Here is a 12,529-nt window from a genome sequence, read left to right on the forward strand (position 1 = left end):
CGTCTATTTAAAACATACAGATTTCAGATTTTTAAATTCTGGTAAGACTATGTATTTATTATTAATATTCCCCTGGGATTAATGTAAGAATTTCATTAATTGACATGCACATATCATCAGCCTCTTTTGCTCTTTTATTTTCTAATATTGATTCTGCTGCTCTTTGCATAGCGGGGAAACCGGTTCGTGTTAATTGGTTTGCATAAATAACAATGTTCACACCACGTTTAGCAAACTCATCTTCAGTAACTGTGTTAAACGAAGAAGGTACAACTACTAATGGTGTAGAAGGATCTTTTATTCTAAACTTCTCGCAGAACTCAAAAATTTCGTTAGGATCCTTTTTTCTTGAATGAATCATAATTCCATTGGCTCCCGCTTCAACGAAAGCAAACGCTCTCGTTAAGGCATCTTCCATTCCTTTTTCTAAAATTAAGCTTTCAATCCTTGCAATTAAGAAAAAGTCTTTCGTTTTTAAAGCCGCTTTACCTGCCCGAATTTTCTCACTAAAATTCTCGATAGTATCTTGCGTTTGTTCAACATCAGTTCCGAAAAGTGAGTTTTTCTTTAAACCTGTTTTATCTTCAATAATTACTGCAGACACACCCATACGTTCTAAAGTTTTTATATTATAAACGAAGTGCTCAACTTGACCTCCAGTGTCGGCGTCAACGATTATTGGCTTAGTTGTGACATCCATAATTTCATCAATTATTTGGAAGCGTTTAGACATGTCCAATAACTCAATATCTGGCTTACCTTTTACAGTTGAATCACATAAGCTGGATGACCACATTGCATCAAACTGTCGAGTTTCCCCATCTATTAAAACTGTAGTTTTTTCCGCAATTAACCCGGTAATTCCACTATGAGCCTCTATAACACTTACCAAGGGTTTCATTTCAAGTAATTTCTTCAATCTTGCCCTTCGAGCATCTGGCATTGAAAGCTGTTCTCTTTGGCTAAGCTCTAGTTGTTCATAATCTTCATTATTCGAGTAAGGATATTCTATTAACTCCCCACCATACTCTAATAAAACTTGCTCAACCTCATCTCTAATAGGCTTTTGAAAACCTTTTACCCAGTTGTCACCATGAACAACAAAGTCAGGCATATATTTGCGTAAGTTTTCAGCATAGCTTAATGAATTTTGTGGAACAACTTTACTTACACCTTTAATACTTTTAATTAATTTAACTCTTTCGTCATATTTCAACACTGGAAAACGCTTATAGCTTACTACTACTTCATCTGTTAACATCCCTATTGTTAATTCACCAAGCTCAGCCGCTTTTTGAATAATTGAGGTGTGACCTCCATGGATCACGTCCGTACTAAATGACATGTAAACTGATTTACGGTGTTCTGTCATCATAAACTCATCCTTAGCTTTTAGTATTTAGTCTTTCTTTTATTACCAGTAAATCTTCTTTTGTATCTATTTCAGCACATAATTTATTTGTGAAATCTAACGGAAAAATTGAGCACTTGTCAGAAACTTCGTTTAATGCATTTTCAGCATAACAAGTTACTTGACCATGTTCACAATAGGATACAATTCGATCTAACCATTTTTCCCAATCATTCTTATATAATTTATAAAGCGGTTGAGCAGTAACTGTGTTTTCAAAGAACTCAATACCTACTTTTTCAATTTTATTGTTATTAATAACTGCTTTAAAATCCTTTTTAGGTAACGGAAGCGTCGTACTTACTGTCATACAACTTTTGGTTTCATTTAACACATCATCTAAGATTGATTTATCAAACACTAAGTCACCATGCATTAATAGTATATCATCCTCAAGATAATCTTTAGCCAGATAAATGGAGTAGATATAGTTTGTTTGATCGTAGATTGGATTGTTTATAAAAATTAAATCTAACGATAAACTTAAAGAGTGGCAATAATCTACAAGAACTTTATCAAAAGGTCCGGTAGTAATCACAATATTTGTTATCCCACTTTTTTGTAACAATTTTAATTGCCTACTAAGTATTGTTTCATCTTGACCAATTTCAGTCATGCATTTAGGTTGTGCCTTAGTTAAATCTCCCATTCTTTTTCCCATACCCGAATTAAGAATTAATGCTTTCATTAGTTACACTCCAATAAAAAGTTCATAAAGGCTTTTTTATTTTCAATTGGGGTATTTGTCGGTCGACCTAAATCTTCCCTTGAGCCGATTGCCGATTTAACTTCGATAAAAATCGGCCCCTGTTTTCCATCTAATAGAGATAGGACAGAATCCAACTCATCCAAGTTTGAAGCGCTGTAGGTAGCTTGGTAACCGCAACCAATCGCTATTTGTTGAAGATTTATGCTGTTTGCAACAGTAGGTTGTCCACCTACTGACTCATGTGAACCGTTATTAATAATTACATGTATATAATTAGCGGGTGATTTCTCCCCAATAACAGCCATTACTCCCATATGCATTAGAGCTGCACCATCTCCATCTATACACCAAACTCTCTTATTGGGTTTGTTTAGAGCAACTCCTAAAGCAATTGAAGAACTGTGTCCCATTGAGCCCACTGTTAAAAAATCATATTTATGGGATTGACCATTTTGTTCTCTTATTTCAAATAACTCCCTGGATGTTTTTCCTGTTGTAGAGACAATTATATCCTCATTTGCTACATCTGTTATAGCACGGATTATGTCTTCTCTTAAAGTAGGATTATCATTTTTATAGGTTACCTTTTCGCTATAAGATAATCCTCCTTTTTTAACTACAAAAGCCACACTTTTTCCAGATGCAAGTAAATTTATAAATGTAGATAGATTATCTTCAAGCTCTTTATCAGTAGTATCTTTGTCCAAGATCATATAAGTAATATCCAAAGACTCTAGCATTGTTATTGTAATTTCACCTTGAAATTTATGCTGTGGCTCATCGTGTACACCTGGTTCACCTCTCCATCCCATTACAAAGACACAGGGAATACCATATACCTGATCATTTAATAATGATGTTACTGGGTTTATTATATTTCCCAGTCCACTATTTTGAAGATACACACATGGAATCTTACCAGTTGATAAATGATAACCTGCAGCCAAAGCAACAGCATTACCTTCGTTAGCTGTGATAATATGTTTATTTGATATTCCATATTGTTTCATTAAATAACTATTGAATGGATTTAATAGGGAATCTGGAACTCCAGTAAAAAAATTAATATTATTTCCTTCAAGAAAACTTACAAATTTTGTAATATCCATTTAAACTTCCTCTTTCTCCTGTCTGAAAATTAATTTGTCATTACTACTTCAGCAAATATTTTAATAATACCGTATAATTTTACACGAGTCTCCAATTTAATACTAATAGATGTGCAAATTAATGTACAAAACCAATGAAGTATTGAGGCAGTAATAAAAAAGGGGACAACAATTCTTATACGAATTATGTCCCAAAATGCAGTTTTTTTGTTATATCCCCATCAGCCGAACCCGTTAAAATGTCCGGACGACGCATCATCAATCAGTTTAACTTAAAAGTACAGTACGCCTTGTGGTTATTAGTTTACTTGCAACATGTCCCGTTATTTCTAACAAACTCAGACTATGTCTTCATCCTTATGACAAGAGGCTGGACACTTAGATTGTTACTTCGTAAAACGCTACGGTTTCCTGTAATAGAGGCTGCATCAGACGGCCTCCTCTATTCATTGAACGTACTCCAGGATTTCTAAAAAGGGCTTCGCTTTTGATTGTCCAATCTATTCGTTTTTCTATCTATTTGTTTTTCTATCTTCCGTGTTTAGCATTTACAGTTCATAAGAGTATAATCTCTTTCTACGTCTTCTTTATAAAAAAACTTAAACTGGTTTCTATTTATATCACTTAAAATTTAACATTATAAGCAATGAAGCATTCTATTTCTGATCTATCGTGTTTTCTCGCTTAATTTGTAACCAAAAACAGGATGCCTCAATATGACGTATATTTCTTAAAATGAATTTTGAAATTCCGACAGTAAGAGATTACAAATACGCTCTCCAATCTTGCCATCGGCGTAAGGTAAATCTTCATCAATAATTCGAACTCGTTGAGATAAGTTTGGGTCAATATCATTTTTTATGTTCTTGATAAACCTTTCAATGTCCAAGTGACTGTATGCTTGTTCAAGGCAAATTGTTTGTACTACTTCCTCTGAATCTGCAACGGCACCATTTCCTTTTTGCAAAACCAAAATTGGCTTTTGGGTAAATAAATATTGTGCAATTATAGAACTATAATCACTTATTAATGCATCAGAATATTCAAATGCCATGTCATAGGAAATATTTGTATCGAGAATCATATTTCTTGAATTTTCAACAGTTCCCTTACACTCTTCCCAATAACTGGCGTATTCTGGTAGGTATAGTTTGAATATAGTACCCATCATTGGATGTGGACGCCAAATGAGCGCGATATCCTCTTTTGTGGAGAATAAGTTAATTATATGCCTTCCATACTCCAGAAAAGTTGAGGTTTGCGAATTAATATTGTAATGACTATTCCATAGAAATACTTTCTTTCCAATCAACTTTCGCTTCCACTCTTCGTTGGATTCATTGGAAGGGATAACGGAATCAAACATTCCATCCCATTTTGGTAATCCTGTCACTAAAACATTCTTACCTTTCATAACCGAATACTTTTCGTGCATACTTTTTGCTTTTTCGGACTGGGATATTATTCTCCAGGCACATTTAGCAACGGGTAATTTACAATTTGCTTGAATAGTCACATCGTTAATAATCATTTCTGTATAGTAAGGGAGATAAACCAATTTAGTATATTTCGCAATATTTTCAGGCCAAAATTGTGGCAGTGTTACACTTTCATAAGGATTACTAATAAATGCCATATCAGGTTGTTCTTTAGACAAGTCATAGTCTTCATAAGGAATATTTTTTATTCCCAGTGGTGTTAAATAATCTTCATAAATAACATCCGTTTCAATCTTTCCTTCTTCATTTTCAATCGACCTGAAAATCGGTGTTAACACTACACTTACTTCGCAATCGATTCTTTTATTAAAAGCTTCATATACACTTTGCATAGCATCCCACTTCTGACCAAGCTCCGCAAAAAATACAATATGATAGGTAACACTAATCTCTTTTTCAAATATGACTATTAAATCTTTTATATCCTCCCTTAACTCACCTGTTAATTCATGGATGCGATCTACTTTATTTTGAATTAATAATTCAACGACTTTTTTTTCACATATCTTTATTTGATTAAAAACTTTATGGTTAGCAGTATCTTTCTGATTTTCACTTATTACCTTTTTTATTCCATGGAGAAACTCTTTACTATTTAATAATAATTGATTATAAATTACCTCATCATTGTTTTTTTCTTTGTGAATGTAATTTGCAGCTTCTAATAATGTAGCTAACATTTCTCTTATATATTTATGTAGAGCGGATCGCACAAAATCCCACCTTTAAACTTATTTCCAGTAATCAACATAACGACCATGAACTCAAAAGTAATAAAACTTTTATCTCTTCAATAATGATCAAAAATTAACCAATAAGATTCAATTTGTTTTTAAGTTTTTTACTTAAAAACGCTCTTTTCCCCTTCAAAATAGATAACACTTCTGTTGACTCCAAAATCTCAGTCTGTTTATATATTGATTCAAAAAAGCTTTCTTCAATTGATGTTAGTTTCTTATTTTTTTTCTTAAAGATCATATTATATAAATTTACTAAAGGCTGGTCATATTTTATATTATATAGGAATTCGATAAATTCATCGGATTCCATCTTCATTGTCAGTAGAATATAGTCAACTAAACTAAAAATACCAGTGGTAAGTAGTGAAATAACTTCTTGGTTATTTTTCTTTTTTATAGACTCACTTATTTCAAATTCGTAGCCATCCAGTTGTAAATTTTTTATCAATAGTGCCTCATTCTCGATTGACGTAAGGTCTGGATTGTCTAAAAGAGAGCGACTAAGTTTTTGTACATTAAGATTTGGAACAGAAAGTAGTATCTTCACAACCCTTAAAGGTGTCATTGTTTTTTTGTTTACCATATTATCATTCAAGAAAATTGACAATTCCTCTAAAGAAGAATGCTTTGCAAGAATAGCAATTAAATTCACCCATACTTTATCGTCTGAGTCATTTATAGACAATGCCCTTGAATAACTTTTTACAGATTTATGCAAATCATTCTCTATCTCATATATTTCACCAAGGTGTTTTAGTGGCAAAAACTCCAAATAATCATCACTTGAATCACTTCTCAATATATCTTTTTTAAGTATTATCTCTTCAAATATTATTTTTGCTTGTTTATACTGTTTTTGATTAAATGATATAATTCCTTTATAATATTTAAAATCAACGACATTTGGAAAAGCTTCTATGCAGGTTTCTATGATATCTAATGATTCTTCATTTCTATTGCTTTGATGCAGGGCATCTGATAAATACAAAAGAAGTTTTTGAACCCATTCCAAGTTTAAATCGGGCTTGAAACTATATGCCTTCTGATAGTATTGAATAGCCCTATTATTGTCATCAATATTTTTATATTCATTTCCAATGAAAAAGTAATCTATCGCTTCCTTATGTTCATTATCCAACAATAATTCCAAATTTCTATTTGACTTTTCCTTCTCCTGTACCGTACTTGTCAAATAGCCCGAATGGTAAAGCTGAAAGTCAATAATACCGTGTTTGGCCTTAGCTGGATCATTATGTTCTAATACTTCGTGAATACTTCTTCGATAAGCAATAGAACCATCATTTTTATATAAACGTTCATGATAGTTAAGTGAAGTATGCTGTCCATTTTGTCCAACAAAGCTAACAATCTGAACACCTATTATATTGAACCCTGGTGGTTTAGATAAAAGATCATTTTTAAACTTTTCGAAGCTATCTCTATCTACATACTCATCAGCGTCAATAGCAAGAATCCATTCTCCTCTTGCTTGTGTGGCCGCAAAATTCCTTGCTTTTGAGAAATCATTTACCCATTGAAAGTCAAATACTTTATCAGTGAATTGAAACGCAATTTCTTTTGACTGATCCTTAGAGCCCGTGTCTACAATTATAATTTCATCAGCGATGCCACTAATTGATTCAAGACATCTTCCAATAACTTTTTCCTCATTCTTCATGATTATGCATACAGAAAGTATAGGTCGCATGTATCGCACTTCCCTTAAAATTTGATAGATTATAGGTTCATAAAAAAAATCGTACAGTCTTTGTACGACTTTTTTTATGAACCTGTCATCATGAATGAGACAGGTTCGTTTTATTGTTTATTATCGAAGTAATTGAAGTACGCCTTGCGGTTGTTGATTTGCTTGAGCTAACATAGCTTGAGCAGCTTGAGTTAAAATATTGTTCTTTGTAAAGTCCATCATCTCTTTTGCCATATCGACATCTCTAATGCGAGATTCAGCAGCTGTTAGATTTTCAGAAGAAGCTCCAAGGTTGTTGATTGTGTGCTCTAGTCTATTTTGGTATGCACCAAGTTTAGAACGCTCAGATGAAACTGCATCGATTGCTGACTGGATTGCCGTAATAGCTTTATCTGCGAGAGTTTGACTAGAAATATTAATTCCTACAGATGCAACCGAGCCTTGAACTCCAAGTGAGCCTGCTCCCATATTGCCAATTGTTAGTTTAATACTTTGTGATGCGTTTGCACCTATGTGGAAGGTCACTCCGCTAGCACCTAAGCTGCCATTAATCAATTTCTTATTGTTAAACTCAGTATCAGTGGAAATACGAGTAATCTCTTGAGCTAATTGATCCACTTCGTTCTGAAGGTTTGCCCGCTCTGAATCAGTATTTGTATCATTCGCTGATTGTACTGCAAGTTCACGCATACGTTGAAGGATAGCATGCGTTTCATTCATTGCACCTTCAGCTGTTTGGATCAAAGAAATACCGTCTTGAGCATTTTTAGACGCCATATCCAACCCACGGATTTGTGCGCGCATTTTTTCAGAGATTGCAAGACCCGCTGCGTCGTCTCCTCCACGGTTGATTCTTTGACCAGAAGATAGCTTTTCCAAGTTTTTAGCTGCGTTTGTGTTGTTAGCACCAAGTTGGTTAAACGTGTTAAGCGCCGCGATATTGTGGTTAATTCTCATAATTAATTTCCTCCTTGAGTGTTTGTTTGGTTCACGTCCTTGTGAACCTCTTATTTGCTTGCGGATAAAGAGCCGGCCGAACTCGTTACTGCCGCTTACATTGTTATTATCGGTTTGGTTGGGAAGTAGTTTAGTGTTTTCTAAAAGTTTTTGTGGGATTTTAGGTTATTTAACAGAAAAATAGAGGATTTTGCCTAAAAGGATAGCCTGGCACATATTTGGTAGTGAGCCAGGCGTTGTTTTTAATCTTTTTTCGTTAGCTGTGTAAATAAAGTCGCATCCATTGTGAGTGCTTCGGTATTTGTTTCAGTTATCGACTGGACAAGTTCACCACGAAGTATATCAACTGTTTTCGGCGCTTCAATACCGATACGTATGGTGTCACCTTTGACTTCGAGGATGCGGATTTCAATGTCATCACCAATTTTAATTGTTTCGTTCGGTTTGCGTGAGAGGACTAACATATTAGACTTCCTCCTTCACTTGGCCTATGATGTGGCGGGTTTTGAAGCGGTTGTCGCCTAAAATCATTTGTTTTGCTGTTTTGTTGTTCAGTTGGAAGATGAGTGGTGCTTGTAGGTTGATAGTTGATGTTTCGAATGGTTGTTTGAGTGTCAGGATGGCTAACACGAATATGTCTTCCGGTTTTTCGATGTTTAGTAGTTCGATTGTTGGGTCGTCGATGTCGAATGTGTAGTCTTCGACAAGGGTGTATGGATTGGTGACGATGAATGCTACTGCTTCGGTTGTTGTTGATTGTAGTACTTGGAAATTTGGGTTTCCTTCGATCGGAAGCAGCGCGAATTGCTTTTCAGTTTCGAAGCCAGGGATTCCTTTCGGGAAGTTCCATAGTTGGTCTTGGTGTATTTCGATTTCGCCGTGGAATTTTGTTTGGATTTGTTTTGATTGAATTTCCATACTGGTGATCGCTCCTTTTCTTTTTGTTAATTGCCATAAAAAAAGAACGTATAAACGTCCTTTTTTTATCTTAGAAAGTCGACTAATGAAGGTTGGATGACCCTTGCGCCTACTGAGAGGGATGCACGGTAGACGGCTTCCTGGGTAAGCATTTCGGTTACCACTTTTTCGAAGTCGATGTCTTCGTTTTCGGATTGTAGTTTTTTGGCTGTTCCTTCTTGGATATCGAGTCGGTTTTGCGTCAGTTCTGCACGGTTAGAACGCCCGCCGATGTCCATTCGGAGTGAGAGGACATTATCCATTTGTGTGTCGAGGTCCTTAAGAGCTTTATTGAAATCGACTTCGTCTCCGTCTTTTGTGATTTCGTTAAAGAAGGTATTTAATCCTTCAAAAAGATCCCTGGCATTCGTATTGACCTTTAAATTCACACCGCTGAATATTTCAATTTCAATATCTTTTGAAAATCCATCTGTGTCAGTGGTGAGTGAACCATTATCGAACAGAGGCTTATCCGTTTTAGTCCCGCTGAAAATATATTTATCCATAACTTGTGTGTTTGCCAAGTCTTGAATCGTTTCCTGAAGTTGTCTCAGTTCGATTTTAATAAACTCACGTTCTTCTGGATTCATAGCTCCAGTATTTGCGGCATTTGTTACAAGTTCCTTGGCACGGTGTAAAGTTTGGCCTACACTGTCGAGCGCATCGTCAGAGCTATCGAGCCAATTATTCACTTCGATAAGATTCTTCTTGTATTGGTCGATTTTGTCGACTTGATTGCGGATGCCTATGCTTTTCATCGCTGCTTCGGGGTCATCGGACGGACGGTTGATCCTTTTTCCGGAAGACGCCTGTTCTTGCAGCTTGTTCATTTTATTGTAGCTTGTCATCAGGTTCCGGACTGTATTATTTGAGAGCATGGATTGTGTTACGCGCATTGATTGGTTCCCCCCTTATTATCTGCCGGCGATGCCCATTCCGTTGATGATTTTGTCGAGTGTTTCATCGATGACTGTGATCATGCGGGCAGATGCATTATAGGCCTGTTGGAATCGGATCATGTCTGTCATTTCCTCGTCCAATGAAACGGCGCTGATGGAGTCGCGGCGATTGGCGGCGGCGCCTTGTAGTGAAGCTGTGTTGAATGCCATGCGCTGTGCTTGTTGACCGTTCACACCAAGTTTTCCGATGATGCCTGAAAAGAAGTCTTGTAATGTGGCGCCATCTAAGCCAGGCAAACCATTTTTTTGGATAGCTAAAAGGGCCTTTGCATTTTCTGCGTCTGCTTTTTCATCAGCAGATTTTGACACTGCTAATAAATTTGGGTCCCTAACGAGATCCTCATTCACAACAATATTACCAGCAGTAAAAGCTTGACCTGGAACTTTTGCATCGAAGAAATTAATTTCTCTATAATTACCGTTACTATCAAACCCTGTTGAATGGACAATATTCATTTCATTTGCGAAGGCTGCCGCCATTTTGTTAAGGTCAGCAATCATATCCGGATAAAGGCCATTTCCGTCACCCGTGCCATATCCATATGAATTAATTAGTGACTTTAATTTTCCGGAATCCGAGAATTTGGCAAGATCAGTATTGGCAAATTCAGTTTCACCGACAGCCTTAACATTAATCCCCTGAATTAATTGATTTCCTTCTGAAGCATGGAGATCGGTAGGATTTATTCCTAATTCCCCAGATTCCTTGCCTTTCACAAGTTCGATTTTAGTGCCGTCGTTCATTTTCAACGACACAGTTACCGTCCCTTCAGCAATCGCCGAAGTACGTCCACCTGTTTTTTCATACTTCGTTTCAATCGGTAAATAGGTCGACAATTCGTCTAACAATAAATCTCTTTGATCATATAATTCATTTGGTAGATAACCGGCTGATTCCATCCCGGAGATTTGGCCGTTCAAACGTGCAACATCCTTCAAAAGAGAGTTGATCTTATCTGTTGAAAAGCTGATTTCTTTTCCTACGTTTGCTTGAGCTTCAGTCAATGAACTGTGTAAATGATTGAATGACTCGGCTACATCCTGGCCTCGCTGAATGACGATAGCTTTTGCTCCGCTGCTTGACGGGCTTGTCGCGAGCGTTTGTAGGGAGGACCAAAATTCGCTTAGTGATTTTTGCAGGCCGTATTCTGATGGTTCACCTACTATGTCTTCAATTTGCGAAATGGCATTCGATCTTGATTCCCAATACCCTAATTTGTTGGATTCTTGTCGGAATTGGTTGTCGACGAAGGTGTCCCGGATTCGTTGGATAGAGCTTGCCTCGACACCGGTCCCTATTAGTCCTGGAGACGCAGTAAGGCCTTGTGTTGCCTGCATATTGACACGCTGTCGTGTGTAGCCAAGCGAGTTTGCGTTGCTAATGTTATTGCCGGTCGTATAGAGGCCGGTTTGTTGTGCGTAGAGTCCGCGTTTGTTTGTTTCGAGTCCCATGAATGTGGAGCGCATATTGTTCCTCCTATGCTTGCGAGTCGAAGGTAGCTATAGTCCCCGTACCCGTCGCTTTTTTGCCGTTTATTCCTGATTTTGAGTATGTGACCGATTCCGTACGTGGTCGAACCATGTCCAGCGACAGATTCACAAATTGAAGGGATTGGTAGGTCAGTTTTTGGTTTAAATCGTTTTGCCATTTCAATTCATGAATCGCATGCAGGAGACGGTCCCTCGCCTCCGTGAGTTGTTCAGATTCCGGAACGGGTGTTGCTTCAATCAGGTCGGTGATTGTTGGGTTCATCGGTGCGGCAATCCCTTTTCCTTCGAGATACGTGCTGACCGCTTTTTGCCTGCTTTGGTCCATTTGGACGATTGCAGCAAGATGTGCCTGCTCATCTATTAAGAGTTGGTCGATGCCTTTTATATCGCCGTTTTTGATGAGTTCCGACTTTTCATTTGCGATGCGAAGCAGGCTTTTATGCAATTTTTCCAAGTTGTCAAGGATGGAAAGTATTGTGTCTGTTGTCATCTTAGTCCCCTGCTTTCATCTTGTTTATTTTTTGTAGTAGTTGAGTAGGCTTTGTGCAAGTTTTTCGGGGTCCACTTTGTATGTTCCCGATTCGATTTGCGCCTTCAGTGATTGAACTTTTTCGTTTCGTTCAATCGTGATTGGTGATGTTTCGGAAAGTTGTTTTGCTTCGGATGAGATTTCAATCTTGTCTGTTTTGATTTGAAGGTTTTCCTTTGCCTGTTCAACTTTCATTTGGTTGTTACGGTATGGGTTGATGGGCGTGATGTTGACTCGATTTATCTTCATGATTCGGCTCCTTTCTTGAAGATTTTTTGTCGTTACGTTTTATTTCGGCATTTTCGAGCTGAGGTTTAGCTTAATGTGAAAGATTTGTGTATGAATACGTTCTTCGGGATAGTGTTTCCTTAATTGGCATAGAAAAAACCGACTTTTAATGGAGTCGGTTTTTGCGTTTATGAGCTTTTGTGGTGATTTATGCGTGAATGCGGCTGTTTAT

Annotated in this window: 12 protein-coding genes; all 12 read right to left on the reverse strand. The window is 36.8% G+C overall.

What is annotated here, in order from left to right; all coding sequences use genetic code 11:
• Positions 1-61 precede the first annotated feature (61 nt).
• The gene (aepX, locus tag NSQ43_RS14635) at positions 62-1,372 is read right to left on the reverse strand and encodes a phosphoenolpyruvate mutase (RefSeq protein WP_339251368.1); all 1,311 of its coding nucleotides are present in this window, start codon (positions 1,370-1,372) and stop codon (positions 62-64) included.
• A 13-nt stretch (positions 1,373-1,385) separates the two neighbouring features.
• A complete protein-coding gene (locus NSQ43_RS14640; RefSeq protein WP_339251369.1) occupies positions 1,386-2,099 on the reverse strand; it encodes an NTP transferase domain-containing protein in 714 nt (237 codons plus the stop codon).
• Positions 2,099-3,229: a phosphonopyruvate decarboxylase gene (gene aepY / locus NSQ43_RS14645; RefSeq protein WP_339251370.1), complete on the reverse strand. Its 1,131-nt coding sequence runs from the start codon at positions 3,227-3,229 to the stop codon at positions 2,099-2,101. Before aepY ends, NSQ43_RS14640 begins: the two co-directional genes overlap by 1 nt.
• 730 nt (positions 3,230-3,959) lie before the next feature.
• Complete coding sequence (locus NSQ43_RS14650; RefSeq protein ID WP_339251371.1) at positions 3,960-5,408, reverse strand: CDP-glycerol glycerophosphotransferase family protein; 1,449 nt, start codon at positions 5,406-5,408, stop codon at positions 3,960-3,962.
• 127 nt (positions 5,409-5,535) lie between these two features.
• Positions 5,536-7,176: a glycosyltransferase gene (locus tag NSQ43_RS14655; RefSeq protein WP_339251372.1), complete on the reverse strand. Its 1,641-nt coding sequence runs from the start codon at positions 7,174-7,176 to the stop codon at positions 5,536-5,538.
• Positions 7,177-7,296: 120 nt separating this feature from the next.
• Positions 7,297-8,133, reverse strand: coding sequence for a flagellin Hag (gene hag / locus NSQ43_RS14660; RefSeq protein ID WP_339251373.1), 837 nt, complete (start codon positions 8,131-8,133; stop codon positions 7,297-7,299).
• Between the two features lie 242 nt (positions 8,134-8,375).
• Positions 8,376-8,597, reverse strand: coding sequence for a carbon storage regulator CsrA (gene csrA / locus NSQ43_RS14665; protein ID WP_339251374.1), 222 nt, complete (start codon positions 8,595-8,597; stop codon positions 8,376-8,378).
• A gap of 1 nt (position 8,598) precedes the next feature.
• On the reverse strand, positions 8,599-9,051 hold the full coding sequence (fliW, locus tag NSQ43_RS14670) for a flagellar assembly protein FliW (protein WP_339251375.1): 453 nt from the start codon (positions 9,049-9,051) through the stop codon (positions 8,599-8,601).
• 65 nt (positions 9,052-9,116) lie between these two features.
• Positions 9,117-9,986, reverse strand: coding sequence for a flagellar hook-associated protein FlgL (flgL, locus tag NSQ43_RS14675; RefSeq protein WP_339251376.1), 870 nt, complete (start codon positions 9,984-9,986; stop codon positions 9,117-9,119).
• Positions 9,987-10,004: 18 nt separating this feature from the next.
• Positions 10,005-11,516 (reverse strand): flagellar hook-associated protein FlgK, encoded by a 1,512-nt coding sequence (gene flgK, locus NSQ43_RS14680; protein ID WP_339251377.1) that lies wholly within the window; start codon positions 11,514-11,516, stop codon positions 10,005-10,007.
• A gap of 10 nt (positions 11,517-11,526) precedes the next feature.
• Positions 11,527-12,030, reverse strand: coding sequence for a flagellar protein FlgN (locus NSQ43_RS14685; protein ID WP_339251378.1), 504 nt, complete (start codon positions 12,028-12,030; stop codon positions 11,527-11,529).
• A gap of 24 nt (positions 12,031-12,054) precedes the next feature.
• Positions 12,055-12,318, reverse strand: a complete 264-nt coding sequence (flgM, locus tag NSQ43_RS14690) for a flagellar biosynthesis anti-sigma factor FlgM (protein WP_339251379.1) — start codon at positions 12,316-12,318, stop codon at positions 12,055-12,057.
• Positions 12,319-12,529 lie beyond the last annotated feature (211 nt).

The organism is Sporosarcina sp. FSL W8-0480 (assembly GCF_037963765.1).
Classification (GTDB): Bacteria; Bacillota; Bacilli; order Bacillales_A; family Planococcaceae; genus Sporosarcina.